This is a genomic window from Halopiger thermotolerans (genome assembly GCF_054654555.1).
In genome coordinates this window covers 1,543,184-1,565,313 of sequence record NZ_BAAIEU010000004.1, presented here as the reverse complement: position 1 = coordinate 1,565,313, position 22,130 = coordinate 1,543,184, and the positions used below count along the sequence as shown (strand labels likewise).

Here is a 22,130-nt window from a genome sequence, read left to right as displayed (position 1 = left end):
AGAGTCGATCAGTCGGCCGCCGGCGGCGCCGTCAACACGTCCACCTTTTCGGCGGCGTAGCCGAACACGTTGCGGTACCCGTTCGACGACATGAGCACCGGGTAGAACGACTCGTCGGCGACCTGCTCGTCGCCGTCTGCCGCTGCGAACGACTCGCCGGCCTCGACCTCGGTGAAGTTGTCGACGAACACCTCGTAGGTGTCGGCCTCCTGCTTGCGGATGACGTCGGTGAGCCGGAAGACGGGCAGATCGCGTCGCATCGTATCGCCGGGCAGCGCGTCGACGGCGGTCAGGAACGCCCGCATCAGCCGGTCGGCGTTCTGCGCGGCCGTCTCCGACCCCTGCAGGCCGCACTCGACCTCGATGGTCTCGATCGCGGAGAAGAGCCGTCCCTCGGCGAAGTTGCTCGTCTCGACCATCGCCGCCACGGGCAATTGCGGCACGATCTCCTCGGCGGTCTCGCCGACGCCGTTGACGATCGCGAACGGCTCGGCGTGGCTCTGCGTGGAGTGCATCGAAAAGGTGAGACAGCCCTCGAGTTCCTCGACGAGTCGGTGGGCGAGCGCTCCTTCGTGGGTCTTCGCGTCCGGATCGCCCGGGAACGCGCGGTTGAGATCCTCGTCGACGAACCGCACCCGTCGCTCCAGGGCCTTCTCGTTGGCGACGATGAGCTTGACGGGCCGCTCGACGGTCGGGCGCTCCTCGAGCAGTCGCTCGACGGCGCGGACGCCGCAGGGTTCGTCCCCGTGGATGCCCGCGACGACTGCGATCTCTGGCGTTCCCGACCCGATCTGTGCGACTCTCATTACCCGTTAGTTGGGCTACGCGGACAAAGGCCGTTCGGTCTGTCACGCGTCCTGCCGATCAGCGTCCTATCACGACGGCGCGAAATCGCGGTACCGTCTCGCAAACTCGGAGGCGATTTCGCGGGCGGGCAGCGCGATCTGTCACTCCTCGAGAGCCTCGATGTACTCGTAGTCGACCGCCCGCGCGGTTGGTCGCTCGCCGTCGATCGGAATCTTCCAGCCGTCGACGACCGACGGGTCCTCGAGGGCGTTGGTCAGCGTCGTCCGGACCTCGAGGACGTCGACGCCGTAGTAGTCGGCGGGAACGCCCTGGAAGTACTGGAGGGCGGTCCTGAACAGCGACCGCATGCCGTCGTCGTTCTCGAAGTCGACGTGCTTGTACGCGCCCGCAGCGACCTGGACCATCCCGTGGAGGAATGCGCTCTCCTCGCTGCCCCGGCCGTAGTTGTACCACTCGAGTTCGAAGCAGTCGTGGCTCTCGTGGTAGGCGCCGTTGTTGAACAGGCGCACGCCGTGGACCGTCGCTTCCCGCAGGGTCGCGTGCTCCCAGCGGCCCGCGGACGCGAGCCAGCCGGTCGGCGCCGTGCCGTCGGGCGGCGGCGCGACGGTGGGGTCGCTGGTGTGATCGCTCATAGTTACCCGTTCGTGCGTGCGACGGGTATACTGTTCGGCGTGGAGGGTTGCGCTCGGGTTCCGCCTCGCCGATCGTCGATCGGTCACGGCGGCGGCCGTACGTAAAACGGACACGCGAGAAGGCGAGCGTTTATTCCGCTTCGAACGGTCAGTTCGGTTGAATGAATCAGCCCTACGGCCGGTGCCCGGACTGCGGGGAACGCCTCTACGAACACGTCGAGGGCGGCTATCAGTGCCTGAACTGCGAGACACGGTACGCGGCCGACGATCTCGAGGTCGGTCTCGAGTTGGAGTTCGAGGAACCGACGGCCTGATCGGCCGGCGCGACCCGTCGGTAGCCGAGTCGCTGCACGGGAAATCGCAGACTATTCAAACGATACCCTCCTACGAACGACCGCGTGCGAGGGTAGCCAAGCGGTCAACGGCGGCGGACTCAAGATCCGCTCCCGTAGGGGTTCGTGGGTTCGATTCCCTCCCCTCGCACTGCAACAGTGCGGCAAGACGGAGCGTCTTGCCCTCGCAAAGCTTCTCCGGAACGATTCGCCGATAGACGGCGGTAGCTTCCCTCGAGCGCGAGCGACCGCCGCCGGCAGTAACGACAAAACACTTATACGATTGCTGAGAACCGGGGATCGACTCGAGCCTCGAGCGGTCCCCGTATGATTCCCTCCAGTTCCGATACGTCGACGCAGGTCGACCGAAAAGCGGTAGCGGTGCGGCTTCGGGCCGCCGTCGCACCGCGACTCGGAATCGATCCGCGGGCGCTGGCCGCCTTCCGGATCGCGCTGGGGCTGATACTCCTCGGTGATCTCCTGTTCCTGCGGGTGCCTGGACTGTACGCGTTCTACACCGACGCGGGAACGCTGCCGCGGTCGGCGCTGGCGGAACTCTACCCGACGTTCGAGGCCCTCTCGCTGCACGCGCTGTCAGGCACGGCGTGGGCGCAAGGACTGCTGTTCGCGGTTGCCGGGTGCTTCGCCGTGCTGGTGCTCGTCGGCTACCGGACGACGCTGGCGACGCTCGGTTCCACGCTCCTGCTCGCGTCCATGCAGGCCCGGAACCCCTACGTGTTGAACGGCGGCGATACGATCCTGCTGTCCCTGCTGGTTCTCGGACTGTTCCTGCCGCTGGGCGCTCGCTGGTCGATCGACGCGCGTCGGCGGGGACGTCGCGCCGGTCGCGACGCCGCTGACCGCACCAACGCCGACTCTCCGGCGACCGTCGACGGCCGCTTCCTCTCGGTCGCGACCGCGACCGTCCTCGTCCACTTCGTGGCCATCTACGCCGTCAACGGCGTGCTCAAGACCCGCAGCGAGGCCTGGATGAACGGCACCGCCGTCGCGCAGATTTTCCACCTCGAGCAGTTCATCGTCGGCCTCGGCCCCTACCTCGCGGAGGTGACGCCGCTGCTCGTCGCGGCCAACTGGGCGTGGTCGTCGCTGCTCACCGCGGCCCCGTTGTTGCTCGTCTTCCGCGATCGGCTGCGGCTCGCGCTGGCGGGCGCGTTCGTCGGCGCGCAGTTGGGGCTGGCGGCGACGATGCGCCTCGGGGCCTTCCCGTTCGTCATGGTCGCCGCGCTGTTGCTGTTCTTCCCGCCGCGCGTCTGGGATCGCCTCGAGAGGGGGCTCGAGCGCGCCGGCCTCGAGCGGCGGCTCGCGTCGGCGGCGGACGGCGCGGTCGCGACCGACGGCGGTCGGCGACTGCCCTCGCTCTCGTCGCGCTCGATTTCCGCAGTCCCGCCGGCCGTGCGCCGCGGCGCACGAGTCGCCGCGAACGCCGCGCTCGTCTGCTTCCTCGTCGGACTGATCGCGTGGCAGGCCGCGGGGCTGGGGGTCGTCGAGATGCCCGACGAAGCCGCGGTGGACGGCGTCGAAGACGTGAGCTGGGCGTTTTTCGCGCCGGAGCCGATCAGCGAGTACTGGTGGTACGCCTGGGAGGCGGACCTCGAGTCCGGCGAACGGATCGGCACGCTCAGAAACGAGTCGGGCGCGATCGATCGCCCGCCGGACGCCGCGGACAGGTACCCGTCGACGCTCTGGATGCGGTACGGGCTGGATCTGCGGAGCGCGGGCGAAAGCGAGTACGAGCCGCTGGCGGACTACCTCTGCGACCGCGTCGCTTCGGAGTACGAGGCGGACGCCGAGCTCGAGACGGTGACCGTCTACGCCGTCGAGCAGCCGGTGAACGCGACCGGTCCGGTCGGCGATCTCGAGGTCGATCGGCGAATCGAGTACAGGTGTTGAGCGCCACCTGACCGTCGAGTATCGCCCGTCGTTGAGAACCGCTAGGCCTTTTCGCCGCGCGACGCGACTGGGACCAATGAGCGAACGCGATGCCGATCGCGAGGTCGCCGCCGAGTACGAACCGGAGCGACGGGCGCGCGTCGCGACCCGGGCCGCCGAGGCGGGTGCCGCGATCGCCGCCGACTCGTTCCGCGCCGACCTCGAGGTCGAGTGCAAGGACGGGAAGACCGACGTCGTCACGCAGGTCGATCGGAACGCCCAGGAGCGGGTCATCGAGGTCATCCGCGAGGCGTTCCCGGACGATGCGATCGTCGGCGAGGAGGAGGACGCGCTGAAGCGGGTTCCCGACGAGGGCCCGGCCTGGATCGTCGACCCGATCGACGGCACGAACAACTACGTCGACGGCGTCCGCGCGTTCGGGACGGCCGTCGCGGCGGTCGTCGACGGCGAGCCCGTCGCGGGGGCGACCGTCTGTCCCGCCCTCGAGGACGCCTACCGCGTCGGTCCCGACGGCGCCTTCCTGAACGGCGAGCCGTTGTCGGTCAGCGACTGCACCGACCCCGAGCGGGCCCACGTCTGCCCGACGTTCTGGTGGGACTTCGACCAGCGCGATCAGTACGCCGCGGCGACGCGCGCGCTCGTCGACCGGTTCGGCGACGTCCGGCGCTTCGGCTGCGCGCAACTCGAGCTCGCGATGGTCGCCTCGGGCGCGCTCGAGGGCGTCGTGACGAACCTGCGGGCGAACCCCTGGGACACCGTCGCTGGCGTCGCCATGATCCGGGCGGCCGGCGGCACCGTCACCGACCTCGAGGGCGAGCGCTGGCGCCACGACAGCCGGGGACTGGTCGCCTCGAACGGCGGTGTCCACGACGAGTTGCTCGAGGCGGCGCGGGAGATCGACGCCGCCTAGGTCGCGGGGAATCTTCCACCGTGCTGACCCGCGAATCGAGAACCGGAAACGGTAAGCGCCCGCCGTGTCGGATATCGGGTATGTACGAGTCCATCGAGCGGTACGGGCCCGAGCGCGTCTGGGCCGCGGCCGTCGTCCTCTTCGTCGCGGGGATCGCGGCGGCGGCAACCGCGTTCCCCCAGCAGGTGTACGTCGAGTTCATCTGGCAGTACTACTGGGGACCGGTGGTCGCCGACGCGCACAGTTGGAGCTGCGTCGCCTGGGCGGGCGGCGAGCAGATCCCGTGCTCGCAGGCCGGCCCCGGCGCCGGTCCGACCGCCTCGCCGGGATACACGTTCGTCTCCTACGCGGGTTACATCCCGACGCTCATCCTGGGCGTCATCGGGATCGTCTTCCTCATCAAACGCCTCGATATCGAGCGGTATCGGGCGGGCTTCTACGGGCTGTTCCCGTTCATGCTGTTCGGGGGCGCCCTGCGGGTCGTCGAGGACGCGAACGCCGCGGCCTTCCGCGCGACGGGCGAGCTCCCGATCGACCTGCCGTGGTCCGGGTTCATCATCAGTCCGCTCATCTACTTCACCGTCTTCCTGATCACGCTCGTCGCGGTCCTCGTCTCGATCTGGCTCGACCGCAACGACTACGTCTCGGGGTACGAGTACCCGCTGTTCGCGATCGGGACCGGACTGCTCGCGCTCGCGCTCGCCCACCTCGGCTACACGGCGGCGACGGAGCCGTACGCGGAGTTCTATCCGCTTCTGCTGGTGACGACGCTCGTCGGCGCGACCGCCGCGACGGGGCTCACCTGGGCCGCAATCCAACGGTTCGCGCCCGGAATCAACCGCGGCACCGAATACATGGGGATCGTGGTCATCTGGGCCCACGCGGTCGACGGCGTGGCGAACGTCATCGGCCTCGACTGGGCGACGGCCTTCGGGCACGAGCACAACCTCGTCCCGAAACACCCCATCAACGCGGCCATCGTCGACTGGACCGGCGCGCTCCTCCCGCCGAGCGTCGTCGCCGCCACCGGCGAGGCCTGGCCGTTCCTGCTGGTAAAACTCGCGGCGGCGGTCGTCGTCGTCTGGATCTTCGACGAGACCGTCTTCGAGGACAGCCCGCGCTACGCAATCTTGCTGATGATCACCGTCGTCGCGGTCGGGCTCGGGCCCGGGACGCGGGACATGCTCCGGGCGACGTTCGGCGTCTGACCGCCGTTGCCGCGGCGCCGTCCGCGCGCGAACTCGAGCGGGCCACCGACGCCGCGCTGGAGCTTCAAAATTTGAAATGTTTGCGCGTTTCGCGAATACGGTCATTAGTCGTTAAACGAACGAATTAAGGGACGCGTACCGCTTCGATTTACTATGTTCGTAAAAATACGAGGAGACGCGCCTGTCGGTTCGCAACCGTACCGCTGCGGCAGCCGAGCGTAAGCCAATGTCTCCGTCGACCGTCGGACGAGACACGCAGACGAGCGAGACCGAGACCGAGAGATACATGGTGGGGACTACAGCGTCACGTTCGAACGCGGCCGAATCGGGGTGGAAACGATGAGCGGCGACGACGAACTCGCGAAGGACCTCGGCCTCCTGTCGGCGATCACGATCGGGATCGGGACGATGATCGGCGCGGGGATCTTCGTGCTTCCGGGGACCGCCGTCGCGGACGTGGGACCGCTCGCGGCCGCGACCTTCGTCATCGGCGGCGTCACCGCGATGTTCACGGCGCTGTCGGCGTCGGAACTCGGGACGGCGATGCCCAAATCCGGCGGCGCGTACTTCTACATCAACCGCGCGCTCGGGCCGCTGTTCGGCTCGATCAGCGGCTGGGCGAACTGGCTCGGGCTGGCGTTCGCGTCGTCGTTCTACATGTACGGCTTCGGCGAGTACGTCAACCAGCTCGTCGGCGCCCCGGCGCTCGCGCTCGGCCCGATAACGGTGAGCGCCGCACAGACGATCGGCCTCGTCGGCGCGGTGCTGTTTATCGCCGTTAACTACGTCGGCGCCAAGGAGACCGGCGGCCTCCAGATAGTCATCGTCGTCACGCTGCTGGCGATCCTCGCCGCGTTCACCGTCGTCGGGTTGCTGAACGCGGAGATGGACTCGCTGCAGCCGATCGTGCAGGAGGGCGCGATGGGGGAGGTCTTACCGGTGACCGCGCTCGTCTTCGTCTCCTATCTCGGGTTCGTCCAGATCACCTCCGTCGCCGAGGAGATCAAGAACCCAGGGCGGAACCTTCCGCTGGCGGTCATCGGCAGCGTCGCGATCGTCACGGTCGTCTACGCGCTGTTCCTCCTCGTGTTGCTGGCGGCGGTGCCGACCGAGCTGGTGGCCAACAACGAGACGGCCGTCGTCGAAGCGGCCCGGTTGCTGTTCGGCCAGTACGAGATCTTCGGCTACAACCTCGGCCTCCTCGGCTGGGGAATGCTGCTGTTCGGCGGCCTCCTGGCGACCGCCTCGAGCGCGAACGCGTCGATCCTGTCCTCGTCCCGGATCAACTTCGCGATGGGGCGGGAGAAGATCATCTCGCCGTCGGTCAACGAGATCCACCCGCGGTTCGGGACGCCGTTCAAATCGATCATGATCACCGGATCGCTCATCGTCGTCTTCCTCCTGGTCGGGAACATCGAACTGCTGTCGACCGCCGGCTCCGTGCTCCACCTGATCGTCTACGGGCTGTTGAACCTCGCGCTGATCGTGATGCGGGAGGCCGAGCCGGCCGATTACGACCCCGACTTTGAGGTCCCGCTGTACCCGGTCGTGCCGATCGTCGGTGCAATCTCGTCGTTCGCGCTGATCGCGTACATCGAGCCGTTCGTCATCGGCCTCTCGGCCGCGCTGGTCGTCTTCGCGGGACTGTGGTACCTGCTGTACTCGCGAACGCGGGTCGAAAACGCCGGCGTGTTCGCCAACTGGATCCTCGACCGCTCCGAGGAGATGCCCGACGTCGCGGTGAGCGCCGCGACCGCCGCGCGCCCCTCCGGCGGCGAGGTGTACACGGTCGTCGTCCCCGTCTCGAACCCCCGCACCGAGTCCGAACTGCTCGAGCTCGCGAGCGTGCTCGCGAAGGCCAACGACGGCGTCGTGCAGGCCGTCCACATCGTCGAAGTCCCGGACCAGACGCCGCTCCGCGAGGGATCCGAACACATCCAGCGCATCGACGCGGAGTCCCAGACGCTGATGGAGCAGGTTCGGGAAGACACTGAGACCCTCGACGTGCCGGTCGACGTGCGGACGGTCGTCTCCCACCGCTCGTTCGAGGAAGTGTTCGACGTCGCGCGACGCGAGAACGCGGATACGGTCGTCATGGGCTGGGGAGGCAGCCGCCCGTGGAGCGCCGGCCGCGCGGAGGGGGCGATCGACGAACTCACCCACGACCTCCCCTGCGACTTCCTCGTGCTCAACGACCGCGGGCTCGAGCCCGACCGCGTGCTGGTGCCGACGGCGGGCGGTCCCGACTCCGATCTGAGCGCGGAGATTGCGCGCTACATGCGCGACCAACTGGGCTCGGAGATCACGCTGTTGCACGTCGTCGACGACGAGCGCGAGCGTGCCGACGGCGAAGCCTTCCTGACCGAGTGGGCGGCGGACCACGACCTCGAGGACGCGGGGATTCGGATCGACGCTTCGGGCGACGTCGAAGCCGCGATCGCCGACGAGGCGGCCGCGCACTCGCTGCTGATCATCGGCGCGACGGAGCGCGGGCTGCTCTCGCGGTTGCTCCGGGGCTCGGTCGCCTACGACGTCATCGACGAGGTCGACTGCTCGGTCATCCTGGCCGAACGGCCGACCTCGCGGTCGCTGCGGGACCGGCTGTTCGGCTGACCGCCACCGCCGTCCGGCGGCGACGTTGTCCCCCAACCTCGTTTTCCCCAGGTTCGCGCCCGCAGTCGCAAACCGTCACAAGGGCTAATACGTCGAGCGTGCGATAGCTCGAGCAGTGTCACCGAATACCGAACTCGAGAAGCGCGCGCGGTGCGAGGTCGCGGACGTCTGGGCGGGGACGGCGGCGGCGTTCGATCTGCACACGCACGGCGATTACCAGTTCGTCGCGTTCTACGACGCCGACCGGAACGTGACGGTCGGCCGGCGGAAACTCGGGACGGATAGTACGAACGACGATGACTGGACCGTCACGCGGCTGCCCGAAGACCGGAAGATCGAGTGGGACGCACATAACTCGCTGGCGCTGGCCGTCGACCGCGAGGGCTACCTCCACCTGAGCGGGAACATGCACGTCCACCCGCTGAAGTACTACCGGACGCAGGAGCCGCTCGACGTCACGACGTTCGAGCGGATCGACGAGATGGTCGGCCGCGAGGAATCGCAGGTCACCTACCCGCAGTTCCTCCGCGGTCCCGACGACGAACTCGTGTTCAAATACCGCGACGGCTACAGCGGCGGCGGCGACTGGCGCTACAACGTCTACGACGAACAGAGTCGAGAGTGGGAGCGCCTGCTCGAGGAGCCCCTGACCTACGGCGGCGACGCGATGAACGCCTATCCCCACGGGCCGGTGGTCGGCCCCGACGGCGACTACCACCTGTGCTGGGTCTGGCGCGACCACGGCGGCGCGCAGACGAACCACGACCTCTGCTACGCCCGCAGTCCAGATCTCCGCGAGTGGGAAACTAGCCAGGGCGACCCGCTCGAGTTGCCGATCGACGTCAATTCGGGCGACCTCGTCGACCCAGTGCCGCCCTACGGCGGGATGATCAACGGGAACACCAAGCTCGGCTTCGACACCGAGGGACGGGTCATCGTCAGCTACCACAAGTTCGACCACGAGGGAAATACGCAGCTCTACAACGCCCGCGCGGAGGCCGACGGCTGGGCGATCTACCGGACGAGCGACTGGGACTACCGCTGGGCCTTCGGCGGGGGCGGAACCATCCCCTTCGAGATCGAGTTCGGCCCGGTCGAACGCGAGGACGGCCGACTCGTCCAGACTTACGACCACGTCGAGTACGGCACCGGCAAGTGGGTGCTGGACGAGGAAACGCTGACGCCGACCGACTGGTACTCGCCGTGGCACACCTACCCCGAGGACCTCCGGGAGGTGTGGACGGAGTACCCCGACATGCAGGTCAACTGGGTCGAAGACGGCGGCGACTCATCCGGGGATACGCAGTACGCCCTCCGCTGGGAGACCCTCGAGCCAAACCGGGACCGGGAACGCGAGGAAGCGCCGCCGCCGACGCGGTTGACCGTCCACGAGTTCGCGCGACGCCGAGAGTCGTGACGGATCACGCTCGACCGGCCTCGAGTCTCACGCAGCGCCGATCCGAGCCGACGGCCCGTTTCGGGAACGCATATACGAGCAGGGGGACAACCGTCGGGTAATGAGCGACGGGACCGATCCAGCGGCAGCGGGCTGGTTTGTGGACGCGGATGCCGGCGATACCGACGCGGCCGCCGAGGCGATACGGGACGGCCGCGCCGACGAACCGAACGACTGGCCGACCCTCGCCGTTCGCACCGGCGCCGTCGAGTCGACCGAGGAGTACTACGACCGCCTGAAGGAAGCGACGACCGCCGCGACCCGCGCCGCGGTCGCCGAACGCGAGGGCGCTGACGACCGCCAGCTCGTCCACGCGGTGCGCGCGATGGACGACTGCGAGCGGACGGCCAACGAACTCGCCGAGCGACTCGCCGAGTGGGCCGGGACCGTCGACCCCGACGCCGGCACCGGCGTCGAATACGCCCGCGAACTGGCGCAGCGCGAGGATCCCGCGCCAGAGGAAGCGGCGCTCGTCTCGCTGGCCGAGCGCGTCGCCGGCCTCGCGGACGAGGCCGAGGACCTCCGGGAGTTCGTCGAACGGCAGACGCCGACCGTCGCGCCGAACCTCGCGGCGCTAGCCGGCCCCGTGCTCGCGGCGCGGCTGCTCTCGCTGGCCGGCGGCCTCGAGGAACTCGCGAAGAAACCCAGCGGTACGATTCAGGTGCTGGGCGCGGAGGACGCGCTCTTTGCCCACCTTCGGGGTCACGCGCCCTCACCCAAGCACGGGATCATCTACATTCACGACGCGGTCCGGGGAACCCACCCCGAACACCGGGGATCGGCCGCCCGTGCGCTGGCCGGCAAGCTCGCCATCGCCGCCCGCGTCGACCACTACTCGGGCGAGCGAAAGCCCGAACTCGACGCGGAACTCGCAGAGCGCATCGAGACGATTCAGGCCCGCACCGACGACGGCGGCGGTGACGGTGGTAACGGCAACGGAGGTGAGGACGGTGACTGAGACGCTCCCCGACGGCGTCCAGCGCCGCGAGTTCGACGGCGCCGACCGGCTCGCGACGCGGGGCGAACCCGTCTATGGCGAACCGACCGACGGCGAGTGGCGCGCGTGGAACCCCGACCGCTCCAAGCTCGGCGCGATGCTCGAGCTGGGGATGGACACCGGCCTCGAGGGCGGGGACGACGAGACCGTCCTCTATCTGGGCGCCGCCAGCGGCACGACGGTCAGTCACGTTGCGGACTTCGCCGGCCCGACCTACGCCGTCGAGTTCGCCGCGCGGCCGGTCCGGGACCTGCTCGAGGCAGCCGAGTCGCGCCCGCGGCTGTTCCCGCTGCTCAAGGACGCCCGCAAGCCCGAGACGTACGCCCACGTCGTCGAGTCCGACGTCGACGCGATCGTCCAGGACGTCGCGACGCGCGGGCAGGCGCGCGTCGCTCTCGAGAATCGGCAGTTCCTGGCCGAGGACGGCCGACTCCTGCTCGCGGTGAAGGCCCGAAGCGAGGACGTGACGAAGGATCCCGGCGAGGTCTTCGGCGAGGTTCGCGAGGAACTCGAGGCGGGCTACGAAATCCTCGAGTCGCAGCGGCTCGAGGAGTACCACGCGGATCACTTAGGGATCGTCGCGCGGCCGCGGTGAGAGGTAGAGTACAGTCTCAGCCGTTCTGTTAAAATCTTATGTCGATGATAGGTACAGTAGCCGTGCTGAATACAGAGAGTGTATGCAGCACGATGGCTTCGTTTGTTTCACGCCGAAATTAGTAAACTATCTATTCAATATATCCTGCTTATTGAAGTCTGATCGACATGATTGCCTCATGTGATTTATGAAAATCCTCAACCCTATTTGGTGATAGAAAGGGAATTTTACTAAAAACACCAATAGGGATTTATAACCCAGATGGTGGTCGTTAGCAGTGAGTGCTTATACTTCACGGAGTAGGGAGTGCTCTAATAACATCTGGTGAGAAAATGAATGATCCAAACCGGCGTGAACTGCTTCGTCAAGGAGGGACTACCGCAGGTGCACTTGTTCTCGGCGGAGCCATAGTTAGCAGCCAAGTAGCGGCCCAAGAACGGGGACCACCGACAAGGGATTATAAGAAACGTGCTGAAAAAAATGATTGTCAGTATATGTCTGGAATGTCCATCTACGTGAACCCAGACTGTCCGTCAGGTTGTGAGGAATATCTCGAAGTTATTGGCGATGCCAGTACTCCTGAGGGGGGATCGGCGACTCAACGTATGACTGTCTACGGAACTCACTGTGACGGTCAACTATTTACCGAAACGGTCACCTCAAGAGGAAACAAATGCTCGGGAAGACTCAGTCTTGATACTCTCGGCTGTATACAAGGAATAGACAAAATAACGGTTCAAGGATGTGATTGTCCACCGTATACCTTTGACTGGTGAACAAGAATTCCCTCACATGTATATTTTGACTGTAATCCCTCATTCTATTCCGTATTTAAACTAATCAAATTTGAGTAGATCTACCTTATATCGGTACATACGTCCCCTGTACTGAGCGAACCCACCATCACAAATCGGACTTGATTTCGTGTAACATTCGCGCCCAGGATTTAGCACGCACCATCTGTCATCGGCCAAGGGTTCCAGTGTTAGTAGCCGCCGGGCAACGCGAAGGCGAGACTCAACAGTGCGAGCGGAATCGTAAACAGGAGCGCGTACCAGGCGCCGCCGGCGACGAGCAGGCTCCACGTCCGCCAGCCGTATCCCGTCGGATCCCAGTCGACGCCGAGCCGCGGCAGGCCGACCGCACAGAGGAAGGGGAGACCGACGACGTACAGCACGCCCAGTTGGAAACAGAGGGTGAGGAAGGCGTTGCTCCAGGCCGCGCCGCTCGAGTCGACGAGTGCGAGGATCCTCAGGATGCCGGCGAGGTAGGGGATCGACGCGGCGATGCCGCCGAAGACGTAGGTCGGCAGCGTGCGGCCGGCGGGCGGCAGCGAGCGAAACAGCGCCTGCAGTCGGTTCGACAGCAGGAACGGCGTCCACAACGCGGTTGCGACGAGGCCCGGAACCAGCAACAGGGCGCCGAACGTGAGCCATCGGCCGAGTGCAGCGACGAGCGCGGGGAAGGGCGGAGACACGAATCGAACTCACTCGCCGGATCATTCCGCTGGAAGAACATATTTCGACCGGTGGTCGTCTCCTTGAGTAGCTCGCGGACCCCCGCGAAACGGCCGTCGGACGGTCGTCGCCTGCGATCGACCGACCGGAACCGAAGCCGGCGGTTCGATCCGACTCCAAACCGTATTTACTCCCGGCGTCGAAAGGGTTCCACGATGGAACGCGGGTCGCCGGAATCGTTCACGCGCATGGGCACGCTGGGGATCGAGGAGGAGTGTTTCGTCGTCGACGATCGCGGTCGGCCCACCAGCGGGACCGACGAACTCGTCTACGAGCACGATCCGCCCGAGGTCCTCGAGGACCGCCTCGATCACGAACTGTTCAAGTTCGTCATCGAAACCCAGACGCCGCTGATCGAGGACCCCGACGACGCCCGCGACGCCTTGCTTGAGATCCGGCAGGCGCTGGTCGACCACGCCCGTGAGCACGGCTACGAGATCGCCGCCGCCGGCCTCCACCCGCTGGCGAAGTGGCGCGAACTCGAGCACGCCGAGAAGCCCCGCTACCGCGCGCAGTTGGACCGCATCCAGTACCCTCAACACCGGAACACGACCGCCGGCGTCCACGTCCACGTCGGGGTCGACGACGCGGACAAGGCGGTCTGGATCGCCAACGAACTGCGGTGGTACGTGCCGATCATGCTCGCCCTGTCGGCCAATTCGCCGTACTGGAACGGGTTCGACACCGGGCTCCAGTCGGCCCGCGCGAAGATCTTCGAGGGGCTGCCAAACACCGGCATGCCGACCTACTTCGAGGACTTCGAGGCCTTCGACCGGTTCGAGCGCCGGATGTTAGAGACCGAGTCGATCAACGACCGGGGCGAACTCTGGTACGACGTGCGCCCGCACACGGCCCACGGGACGGTCGAACTCCGGACGCCGGACGGGCAGGCAGACCCCGACGTCGTGATGGCGTTCGTCGAGTACGCCCACGCGCTCGTCGAGGCGCTGGCCGAAGAGTACGAGGACGGCGCGCCCGGCTACGGCCGCGATCACCGCCGGGAACTCCTCGACGAGCACAAGTGGCGCGCGATCCGCTACGGCCACGAGGCCAGCCTCCTCGACCGCGAGATGGAGGAGACGGTCGACCTGGGGGAACTCGTCGACCGCGAGTGCGAGCGACTCGGTATCGACGGCATCAAGCGCGTTTACGAGCGCGAAAGCGGCGCGCAAAAGCAGCGCCGACTGCTCGAGGAGGCGGGGCCGGACGCGCTCTGCGAATCGCTACTGCTGCAGGTCGACTGATCGGGTCCTCCGGTATCGTCGGATCGGGTCCTCGAAACGATCTCTGTGCGAGCGGACGCACGCACTCGAGGCGCGTGGCAGTTGCTTCCGGATGTGAGGAATCGACCGCGAAGAAGCGTCGCGGTCGAGGGCAGGGCAGTGTATGGTGTATGGCGCAGTGATGATGTGGCGCCCTGCTGTATTCCGTCGTAGGGACCGCGCTACCGTATTCCTGACGCCAAATCACGTTGGGTATCGGGACCGATGGCGTCGCCGAACGGTCCGCGGACCGCCGCTCGAGCCCGCAGTATCCGGCGCTCACTCCCGAGAGGCGGTCGCCTCCCGCCCGTCGGCTTCTGCTGATTCGACGACGTCGGCCAGCACTGCCGCGATTTCCCGGTTCGTCTCCGGGCTGTAGTGGCCGCCCTCGCCGCGCTCGACGTACAGCGACTCGACGTCGCCGTCGTCGGGCGAGAGGTGCGTCGCCATGTCGACCGTCTCGAGGTCGTCGTAGCGCTCGTCCAGCCGCTCGATCAGGTCGCCGTAGATCGGGCCGTGTTCGGACTCGTACTTGGCGTAGCGTAGCTGCTGGACCATCGCGAACACGGGGGTGAAGTCCTGCTCGTTCGCGTAGTCGACGAACTCCTCGATCAGCGCGTCGAACAGCGGTTCGTGGGTCTCGAACAGCCGCTCGTGGTAGCGCACGCGGGACTGCTCCATCCGCAGCACCGACTGCGTCTGGGCCTGGTCGAAGTCGATGCCGGGGAGCGGCCGCTCGAGGCGTTTTTCGATCTCGATGCCGGCCTCGTAGAGGGCGTACCGAACCTTCTCGGCGTCGTCGAGGAAGTCCGTCGCGTACGGCCGCGTCGCGTAGTGGGGCTTGAACCAGTGGTCGTAGTGGAAGTCGTACTCCCGGAGGAAGTCGGCCTTCGACTCGAGGTCGAGCAGGTCCTCCTTCTCGTCGACGGGGCTGTCGATCAGCTCGAGGTCGCCGTCCTCGAGGACGTACCGCGGTTTGACGGCGAGGATGTTGCCGAACTCCTGGTAGTGTTTCCACACGCTAAGGATGCGAGCGATCGAGGAGGCGGTGACGACCATGAAGACGTAGTCGGTCGGCTCCTCGGGGTACTGGCGCTTGAGCCGCAGCAGGGCCTGATCGAGCCCGTAGTTGCCGCCGCCGTAGTTGGCGACGTGGGTGTCCAGTTCCTGGGCCATGTAGTGCTGGAACGTCTCGTCGTCGTTGACCTCGCGGCAGAAACAGTAGGAATCGCCGTAGGTCGAGACCGTCACGTCGGCGTTCGCGGTCCCCCCGGACCGCTCCCCGTCGGCGGCTGTCGCCGCCCGGTCCTCGTCCCGATCCGCGGCGGGACAGACCCGGCTACCGTACTCGTCCGTCGAGTACGTGACGACCGTCCGCACCTCCTCACCGGGGAGGTGGTCCCCGGTGTCTTTCTGCTTCTCCTGATTCGGCTGGGGCACCCAGCCGAGTTCGGGGTCGAAACTGCTGAACTTGCCGAGCAACTCCCGGTCGATCTCGGGGAACTCCTCGGTGGCGACCGAGGGGATCCGCTCGAGCGCCTCGTACGACACTCGCTCGAGCGCGACCGCGACGGCGACGAGACCGAGCAGGAGCGCGACGAACGGAAGCATGTACTAACGGTGTTTTCGAACCGTCCCCAAGTGGATTGTGCTGGCAGTTGATAGTTCCGCGGCCGTACTGCAGGGAAGAAACGTGGCGCCTGTCGCCGGCCGAGTGGCGGGGACGAACCGACGGCGACGCCAGGGTCTCAGCGAACGACGGTCACCGGCACCGACGAGTGGCGGACGACGACCTCGGCGACGCTGCCCAGCAGGACGCGGGTGACGCCCGACCGACCGCGACTCCCCATCACGACGTGGTCCACGTCGTTCGCGTCGGCGAACTCGACGATTTCCCGGGCCGGCGAGCCGATCCGGGTGTGCGTCTCGAGGTCGACGTCCCGCTCTGCCGCGAGAGCCTCGGCCGCCGCCAGCTGCTCGGTCGCCTCGCCGAGCAGGTCCTCGAGTTGCTCGTCAGTCGCGTCCTCCGCCGCGTTCGGGATGAACGGCAGCGCGGACGTGTCCGCGACGGTCAGCGCGACGAACCGCCCGTTCGGAAAGAGGTCGGCGGCGTACTCGAGGGCCTCGCGCGCGGGATCGGAGTCGTCGAAGGGGACGAGAACGCGTGCCATGTCATCGATAACGGGCGGCCGAGCCTTTAGTCTAGTCTCAGAGGGCGAGGTACGGCCCGACGCCCAAGAGGACGACCCCGAGCGCGACCTTCAGCCGCTCCGGATCGACGACGTGGGCGACCCGCCAGCCGACGACGACGCCGAGCAGCAGCGGCGACCCGACGACGACCGCGAGCGGAACGTTGACGCCCCCTTGCAGGGCGTAGCCGGTCGTCGCGAACGCCGCGATGAAGATCGACTGGACCTGCGCGACGGCGACGGCCAGCAGCATGGGGATCCCGACGAGCACGAGCGCCGGCACGGCCAACACGGGGCCGCCGATCCCCAGCAGGCCGCTGCAGACGCCGAGCCCGAATCCGAGCGCGCCCAGGGAGAGGCGGCCGCGCGGTTCCAGCGGCTCGAGGTCGTAGACGGGGCTGAACCCGCGCCGTTCCCGGTAGAGGATGACCCCGCCGACGGTCGTCGCGACCCCGCCGAGCAGCAGGCCGAACACCCCCCGCGGGACGAAGCCGTTGACGTACGCGCCGACGAGCGCCCCGAGGACGCTCGAGCCGCTGAGGACGATCGCGAGCGCCCGGCCCTCGCCCGTCCGCATCTCGCCGGAGTGGAGGTAGGCCGCGCTCCCGACGAGACCGGTGAAGACGAACGTCGCGTGGGCGGTGCCGGCGACCTCGCTCGAGGCGAGCCCGGTCAGCGAGTACAGCGCGATGGTGACGAAGATGCCGCCGGGACCGATGGTCGTGATGCCGATGCCGGAGAAGAAGGCGATCGACGCGAGCAACAGGAGCAGCGAGGGTTCAAAGGGGAGACCGAGCATGGGGGAGGCGTTATCGTGGCTTCGTGGCTGACCTTCTGACTCTTCCGGTTTCGAGGGACGGGGATCGACGACCCGACGGGTCACCGGGTCGGATCGGTCGACGGTTACTCGGTGGACTCGCGGTCGTCGTCCGCCGCTGGCTGCTCGGAGTCCGGATCCTGGTCCGTATCCGAATCCGACTCAGCGTCCGGCCGAAGTTCCGGATGGCCGAGTCCCGCGGGCCGCGCTCCGGTGCGTCCGCGGGCGAAACAGTCGAGTCCGAGCTTCGCACCCCCGAGAATCACGGGGCCGACGAACAGCCCGACGGCTCCGAAGACGACGATCCCGCCGAAGATACCGACGACGACGGTCGCGGCGTTGAACCCCTCGGTCTGCCCGATCAACGCTGGCCGGAAGTACGAATCGGAGAAGGTAACGAGCAGTCCGTACGCGATCATCGCGCCGCCGGCGGTCGTCCGACCGGTCCCGATGAGGTAGGCCGCGGCCGGGATCCAGACGCCGAACGCGCCGACGAGCGGCAACAGGGTGAGGACGAACGTGGCGACGGTGAGAAAGACGACGGCGGGGACGCCGGCGATCGCCAGCCCGACGCCGAGCATCACCGCCTGAATCGCCGCGACGGCGACGTTCCCCACGACGGAGGCCCACATGAGTTCGTCCAGCCCCGATCGGAGGTCCGTCAGCACCTCGTCGTCGACCGGCACCACCCACTGGATCCACGCGACGAGCCGGTCCCCGTCGCGCAGCAGGGCGAAGAGGACGAACAGCGTGACGGTCAGTCCGATGAAGAGGCTCGGCAGACTCCCGACGAGGCCGATCGCGCCCATTACGACCTCTCGAATCGCCGTCGCGATTCGGTTCTGGTTCGCCTCGTACACCGCGGCGAGGTCGACGGCGAGGCCGGCGTCTGCGAGCAGCGCCTCGATCACCGCGACGCTGACCTCTCCCTCCTGCAGTGACCGAACGACGTCGAGCGACTGGCGAACGGCGACCGCGAGCACGTAGACGAGCGGCAACAGGACGGCCAGAAGCGTTCCCACGACCACGGCACTCGCAGCGATCGTCGGCCGGAGGTACCGCTCGAGGCGCTTCTGGACGGGAAACAGGATGTACGCGAGGACGACGCCGAACAGGACGAACTGGAGGTACGGCAGGAGGACGAACAGCGCGAGGAGGGCGCTTATCAGACCGAGCGCGGTCAGTCCGGGTCGGTCGGCGATCCAGTCGGTCGGCGCGGCGGTGTCGGACATGCGTCCGTCTTCGTCCGCCTGATTGATTATGCCACTGATACGATCGGCACGCGAAAAGAGCGATCCGAGGGCCTTAGACGAGCTGGGTGATCGACTGCGCCAGCGACTCGGCCGTGAGGATCGAGGTGAGGAACATCAGGACGACGGCCGTCAGGAAGACCGCGTGTTCGGCCCACGACGGGTCGTAGTACCGACACACCGCGCCGTACAGCGCCAGCGCCGTAATCGGCAGGCCGACGACGCCGTTGACCGCGGGCATCATGAGCGCGAGGCTAACCGGCGTGAACCCGGTGTACGCGAGGATCGGAATCGCCAGCGCCACCGAGAGGATGATCAGGAAGTGGACGGTTCGGCGGAAGTACACGTCGCCGAATCGGGTCGTGAGGCCGTACGACTGGGGCACCATGAACCCGGCGGCGAACAGGGTCCCGGTCGCGCTGCTGAACGACGCCGCGCCGACCGCGAGCATGAACACGCTGAACACCCACGGGCCGACCATGTCGACCAGCGGCTCGGCGGGCGTGGTCAGCGTCAGATCGCCGGTGGGGACGGCGACCGCGGCCGCGATGATCACCGTCGCGCTCAGGAGGACGGCCGCCGCCAGCCCCACGGTGTGGTCCCGCCGGTAGCGGGAGACGACGTCCCAATCCTTCTCCTGGTTCATGCTCGTCTGGATGAAGAAGTTCGGGTAGTAGACCGTCGTCCCGAGGAGGGCGATGATCATCGTCATGTACTCGAAGTCGCCGACGATCCCGGGAACGAACCCGTTCGCAATGGCGCCGATCGACGGCTCGAGGTTGGCGACGATGATCAGGTACGAACCGAAAATCGCCAACACGAGCGCCGCGATGACGCCCTCGACGCGGCTGTAGACGCGCAGTTCGACGAGCGCGATCCCCAGTGCTGCGGAGACGATGATCCCCACGTACAGGTTCGACAGCGGCGTGAGGTACACGAGCGCGGCGCCGGCGATGGCGTAGTTGGCGACGCTCCAGAACTGCATGATGCCGGAGATCCCCATCGCGAACGGTGTCGCCGCGCGGTCGCCGATGATGTCTGCGATATAGTCCATCAAGGGTTCGTTCTTCGCCGCGAGTCGCGCCGACATCTCGTGCATCGCGAGTCCGACCCCCAGGGCGAGTGGGAGCACCCACAGGAGGCCGAAACCGAACAACATTCCCGTTTCCGTCAGGATGTAGACGGACCCGGCTCCGAAGATGTTCGCCGCGAAGAGGAGACCGAGTCCGTATTGGTGAATTGTTTCTTTAGCAATACTAACAGAAGCGTCGACCGCGGTACTGGTTTCTGACATGTGTCGGGACTCACCCGAAAACCGCGGGACGCCCCTCGCCGAGAGCCGGCCGAACGCGACGACGTCGTGCGGACGGATCCACGACCGATCGCGCCGACTTCCGACGAGAAGGTCCCCGTGATCTGGTGGGATAGCGTTGTGCAATCGAGTAAAAGACCGGCATCTGTTTGAGAAGAGAGCTTGAGATATCAAATGTAGGAATAGATTTTCGTGATGATCTAACAGTCGTACCAATGGGACTGTTGACGTATCGGACGAGGCGGCCGCCGTTCGCTCCGTCGGCCGGGGCGGCTTGCAGCCGCAAGCGGCCCCGTTAGTAGGCTCTCGCGTATCGCGCGCGAGCGCGTACGTGAGCTTTATTAGTCGGTAGCCACTACCCGAAAGCAGGTTTCTCATGTCCCAGGAAAGCGAGTACGGCGCCGGACAGATCCAGGTCTTAGAGGGCCTGGAAGCCGTGCGGAAACGGCCGGCGATGTACATCGGTTCTACCGACTCTCGAGGACTCCACCATCTCGTCTACGAAGTGGTGGACAACTCGATCGACGAGGCGCTGGCCGGCTACTGCGACGACATCACCGTCTCCATCCACGAGGACGGCTCGGTGAGCGTCGCGGACGACGGCCGCGGCATCCCCGTCGACACGCACGATGAGTACGATCGCCCCGCCCTCGAGGTCATCCTGACGGTCCTCCACGCGGGCGGCAAGTTCGACAACAAGTCCTACCAGGTCTCCGGCGGCCTCCACGGCGTCGGCGTCTCGGTGGTCAACGCCCTCTCCGAGCGCCTCGAGGCCGAGGTCAAGCGCGACGGTGGCGTCTTCCGCCACGCCTTCGAAGCGGGCGAGCCCGTCGGCGACATGGAGCGCGTTCGCGACATGGAGCCGGACGAGGAGACCGGCACCGAGGTCCGGTTCTGGCCCGACACCGACATCTTCGAGGCCGACGAGTTCTCGTTCTCGACGCTCGCGAACCGCCTTCGCGAACTGGCCTTCCTCAACTCCGGCGTGCGCATCACGCTGCGCGACGAGCGCGAGGACGCCGGCGACGCCGACGAGGAAGGGCCGGTCGAGGAAACGTACGAGTACGAGGGCGGCATCCGCGAGTTCGTCGAGTATCTCAACGAGACGCGCTCGGCGATGCACGACGACGTCATCTACTTCGAAGACGAGGAACAGAACATCCAGATCGAGGTGGCCATGCAGGCCACCGAGGAGCTCCAGGGCTCGATCCACGCCTTCGCGAACAACATCAACACCCGCGAGGGCGGCACCCACCTCACCGGCTTCAAGACCGCCCTGACCCGGACGGTCAACGACTACGCCAACGAGAACGACATGCTCTCGGACCTCGACAACAACCTCAAGGGCGAGGACATCCGCGAGGGGCTGACCGCGGTCATCTCGGTCAAACACCCCGACCCGCAGTTCGAGGGCCAGACGAAGACCAAGCTCGGCAACTCGGAAGTGCGCGGCATCGTCGAGAGCGCCATGCACGAGGGGCTGGGCACCTACTTCGAGGAGAACCCCGACACCGCCGAGGCGATCATCAACAAGGCCGTCGAGGCCGCGAAAGCGCGAATGGCCGCCCAGAAGGCCGAGGAGCTGACGCGGCGGAAATCGGCCCTCGAATCCACGTCGCTGCCCGGCAAGCTCGCCGACTGTCAGACCAAGGATCCCGAGGACGCCGAACTGTTCATCGCCGAGGGCGACTCCGCGGGCGGCAGCGCGAAGCAGGCCCGCAACCCCGAGTTCCAGGCCGTCCTCCCGATCCGCGGGAAGGTGCTCAACGTCGAGAAACACCGGCTCGACCGGGTGCTCGAGAACGACCAGATCCGCAACATCATCACGGCGATCGGCGCCGGCGTCGGCGACGAGTTCGACATCGAGGACGTCCGCTACGAGAAAATCATCATGGCGACCGACGCCGACGTCGACGGCGCTCACATCCGCACGCTCTTGCTGACGTTCTTCTACCGGCACATGCGGCCGCTGCTCGAGAACGGCTACGTCTACGCGACCCAGCCGCCGCTGTACCGCATCCGCTACCGCGGCGAGACCTACGACGCGATGACCGATCAGGAGCGCGACGAGATCATCGAGGAGAAGTGCGACGGGTCGCCGTCGCAGGTCCAGCGGTTCAAGGGCCTGGGCGAGATGAACCCCCAGCAGCTCTGGGACACGACGATGGATCCCAGCAACCGCATTCTCAAGCAGATCACCGTCGAGGACGCGGCCGCGGCGGACAAGATGTTCTCCGTGCTGATGGGCGACGCGGTCGAACCGCGCAAGCAGTTCATCAAGGAGAATGCGCCGGAAGCCGAGTGGATCGACATATGATTGAG

18 protein-coding genes and 1 tRNA gene are annotated in these 22,130 nt (G+C 66.7%); 11 read left to right on the top strand and 8 right to left on the bottom strand.

What is annotated here, in order from left to right; genetic code table 11:
- Positions 1-8 precede the first annotated feature (8 nt).
- Entirely contained in the window at positions 9-806 is a 798-nt protein-coding gene (locus tag ACYQ26_RS15530; RefSeq protein ID WP_459809801.1) for a M14 family metallopeptidase, read from the bottom strand.
- Positions 807-947: 141 nt separating this feature from the next.
- Positions 948-1,439 carry a DUF309 domain-containing protein gene (locus tag ACYQ26_RS15525; RefSeq protein WP_459809800.1) on the bottom strand — a complete coding sequence of 164 codons (492 nt, stop codon included), beginning with the start codon at positions 1,437-1,439 and terminating at the stop codon, positions 948-950.
- 161 nt (positions 1,440-1,600) lie between these two features.
- Here ACYQ26_RS15525 and ACYQ26_RS15520 point away from each other — a divergent pair, with 161 nt between their 5' ends.
- The 9 genes from ACYQ26_RS15520 (at position 1,601) to ACYQ26_RS15480 (ending at position 11,461) form a co-directional block, all read left to right on the top strand.
- The gene (locus ACYQ26_RS15520) at positions 1,601-1,753 is read left to right on the top strand and encodes a hypothetical protein (protein WP_459809799.1); all 153 of its coding nucleotides are present in this window, start codon (positions 1,601-1,603) and stop codon (positions 1,751-1,753) included.
- A gap of 86 nt (positions 1,754-1,839) precedes the next feature.
- Positions 1,840-1,922 (top strand) — tRNA-Leu (locus ACYQ26_RS15515).
- 176 nt (positions 1,923-2,098) lie between these two features.
- Positions 2,099-3,682, top strand: coding sequence for an HTTM domain-containing protein (locus ACYQ26_RS15510; protein ID WP_459809798.1), 1,584 nt, complete (start codon positions 2,099-2,101; stop codon positions 3,680-3,682).
- A gap of 76 nt (positions 3,683-3,758) precedes the next feature.
- A complete protein-coding gene (locus tag ACYQ26_RS15505; protein ID WP_459809797.1) occupies positions 3,759-4,592 on the top strand; it encodes an inositol monophosphatase family protein in 834 nt (277 codons plus the stop codon).
- 80 nt (positions 4,593-4,672) lie between these two features.
- On the top strand, positions 4,673-5,800 hold the full coding sequence (locus tag ACYQ26_RS15500) for a DUF63 family protein (protein ID WP_459809796.1): 1,128 nt from the start codon (positions 4,673-4,675) through the stop codon (positions 5,798-5,800).
- Positions 5,801-6,139: 339 nt separating this feature from the next.
- Positions 6,140-8,413, top strand: a complete 2,274-nt coding sequence (locus tag ACYQ26_RS15495) for an amino acid permease (protein ID WP_459809795.1) — start codon at positions 6,140-6,142, stop codon at positions 8,411-8,413.
- Between the two features lie 115 nt (positions 8,414-8,528).
- Positions 8,529-9,830: a BNR repeat-containing protein gene (locus ACYQ26_RS15490; RefSeq protein WP_459809794.1), complete on the top strand. Its 1,302-nt coding sequence runs from the start codon at positions 8,529-8,531 to the stop codon at positions 9,828-9,830.
- Positions 9,831-9,930: 100 nt separating this feature from the next.
- Positions 9,931-10,827 (top strand): NOP5/NOP56 family protein, encoded by an 897-nt coding sequence (locus tag ACYQ26_RS15485; RefSeq protein WP_459809793.1) that lies wholly within the window; start codon positions 9,931-9,933, stop codon positions 10,825-10,827.
- Positions 10,820-11,461 carry a fibrillarin-like rRNA/tRNA 2'-O-methyltransferase gene (locus tag ACYQ26_RS15480; RefSeq protein ID WP_459809792.1) on the top strand — a complete coding sequence of 214 codons (642 nt, stop codon included), beginning with the start codon at positions 10,820-10,822 and terminating at the stop codon, positions 11,459-11,461. The genes ACYQ26_RS15485 and ACYQ26_RS15480 overlap by 8 nt, the downstream gene beginning before the upstream one ends.
- Positions 11,462-12,446: 985 nt before the next feature.
- Here ACYQ26_RS15480 and ACYQ26_RS15475 read toward each other — a convergent pair.
- Positions 12,447-12,938, bottom strand: a complete 492-nt coding sequence (locus ACYQ26_RS15475) for a DUF8162 family protein (protein ID WP_459809791.1) — start codon at positions 12,936-12,938, stop codon at positions 12,447-12,449.
- 195 nt (positions 12,939-13,133) lie between these two features.
- Between ACYQ26_RS15475 and ACYQ26_RS15470 the strand changes: the two genes are divergently transcribed.
- On the top strand, positions 13,134-14,222 hold the full coding sequence (locus tag ACYQ26_RS15470; RefSeq protein WP_459809790.1) for a glutamate--cysteine ligase: 1,089 nt from the start codon (positions 13,134-13,136) through the stop codon (positions 14,220-14,222).
- Positions 14,223-14,519: 297 nt separating this feature from the next.
- Here ACYQ26_RS15470 and ACYQ26_RS15465 read toward each other — a convergent pair whose 3' ends face one another.
- From ACYQ26_RS15465 to ACYQ26_RS15445, 5 genes are all read right to left on the bottom strand, one after another.
- Positions 14,520-15,851 carry a hypothetical protein gene (locus ACYQ26_RS15465; protein WP_459809789.1) on the bottom strand — a complete coding sequence of 444 codons (1,332 nt, stop codon included), beginning with the start codon at positions 15,849-15,851 and terminating at the stop codon, positions 14,520-14,522.
- Positions 15,852-15,988: 137 nt separating this feature from the next.
- Positions 15,989-16,411, bottom strand: a complete 423-nt coding sequence (locus ACYQ26_RS15460) for a universal stress protein (protein WP_459809788.1) — start codon at positions 16,409-16,411, stop codon at positions 15,989-15,991.
- A gap of 37 nt (positions 16,412-16,448) precedes the next feature.
- Positions 16,449-17,228, bottom strand: coding sequence for a sulfite exporter TauE/SafE family protein (locus ACYQ26_RS15455; protein WP_459809787.1), 780 nt, complete (start codon positions 17,226-17,228; stop codon positions 16,449-16,451).
- A 104-nt stretch (positions 17,229-17,332) separates the two neighbouring features.
- Entirely contained in the window at positions 17,333-18,478 is a 1,146-nt protein-coding gene (locus ACYQ26_RS15450) for an AI-2E family transporter (protein ID WP_459809786.1), read from the bottom strand.
- Between the two features lie 73 nt (positions 18,479-18,551).
- The gene (locus tag ACYQ26_RS15445) at positions 18,552-19,790 is read right to left on the bottom strand and encodes a divalent metal cation transporter (protein ID WP_459809785.1); all 1,239 of its coding nucleotides are present in this window, start codon (positions 19,788-19,790) and stop codon (positions 18,552-18,554) included.
- 394 nt (positions 19,791-20,184) lie between these two features.
- Between ACYQ26_RS15445 and gyrB the strand changes: the two genes are divergently transcribed.
- Complete coding sequence (gyrB, locus tag ACYQ26_RS15440) at positions 20,185-22,125, top strand: DNA topoisomerase (ATP-hydrolyzing) subunit B (protein WP_459809784.1); 1,941 nt, start codon at positions 20,185-20,187, stop codon at positions 22,123-22,125.
- The last annotated feature ends 5 nt before the right edge of the window (positions 22,126-22,130 follow it).

What these genes read in the sequence shown, in the direction of transcription:
- ACYQ26_RS15530 (WP_459809801.1), bottom strand. Translation starts at nt 806, where the DNA reads ATGAGAGTCGCACAGATCGGGTCGGGAACGCCAGAGATCGCAGTCGTC.
- ACYQ26_RS15525 (WP_459809800.1), bottom strand. Translation starts at nt 1,439, where the DNA reads ATGAGCGATCACACCAGCGACCCCACCGTCGCGCCGCCGCCCGACGGC.
- ACYQ26_RS15520 (WP_459809799.1), top strand. Translation starts at nt 1,601, where the DNA reads ATGAATCAGCCCTACGGCCGGTGCCCGGACTGCGGGGAACGCCTCTAC.
- ACYQ26_RS15510 (WP_459809798.1), top strand. Translation starts at nt 2,099, where the DNA reads ATGATTCCCTCCAGTTCCGATACGTCGACGCAGGTCGACCGAAAAGCG.
- ACYQ26_RS15505 (WP_459809797.1), top strand. Translation starts at nt 3,759, where the DNA reads ATGAGCGAACGCGATGCCGATCGCGAGGTCGCCGCCGAGTACGAACCG.
- ACYQ26_RS15500 (WP_459809796.1), top strand. Translation starts at nt 4,673, where the DNA reads ATGTACGAGTCCATCGAGCGGTACGGGCCCGAGCGCGTCTGGGCCGCG.
- ACYQ26_RS15495 (WP_459809795.1), top strand. Translation starts at nt 6,140, where the DNA reads ATGAGCGGCGACGACGAACTCGCGAAGGACCTCGGCCTCCTGTCGGCG.
- ACYQ26_RS15485 (WP_459809793.1), top strand. Translation starts at nt 9,931, where the DNA reads ATGAGCGACGGGACCGATCCAGCGGCAGCGGGCTGGTTTGTGGACGCG.
- ACYQ26_RS15470 (WP_459809790.1), top strand. Translation starts at nt 13,134, where the DNA reads ATGGAACGCGGGTCGCCGGAATCGTTCACGCGCATGGGCACGCTGGGG.
- ACYQ26_RS15465 (WP_459809789.1), bottom strand. Translation starts at nt 15,851, where the DNA reads ATGCTTCCGTTCGTCGCGCTCCTGCTCGGTCTCGTCGCCGTCGCGGTC.
- ACYQ26_RS15460 (WP_459809788.1), bottom strand. Translation starts at nt 16,411, where the DNA reads ATGGCACGCGTTCTCGTCCCCTTCGACGACTCCGATCCCGCGCGCGAG.
- ACYQ26_RS15455 (WP_459809787.1), bottom strand. Translation starts at nt 17,228, where the DNA reads ATGCTCGGTCTCCCCTTTGAACCCTCGCTGCTCCTGTTGCTCGCGTCG.
- ACYQ26_RS15450 (WP_459809786.1), bottom strand. Translation starts at nt 18,478, where the DNA reads ATGTCCGACACCGCCGCGCCGACCGACTGGATCGCCGACCGACCCGGA.
- ACYQ26_RS15445 (WP_459809785.1), bottom strand. Translation starts at nt 19,790, where the DNA reads ATGTCAGAAACCAGTACCGCGGTCGACGCTTCTGTTAGTATTGCTAAA.
- gyrB (WP_459809784.1), top strand. Translation starts at nt 20,185, where the DNA reads ATGTCCCAGGAAAGCGAGTACGGCGCCGGACAGATCCAGGTCTTAGAG.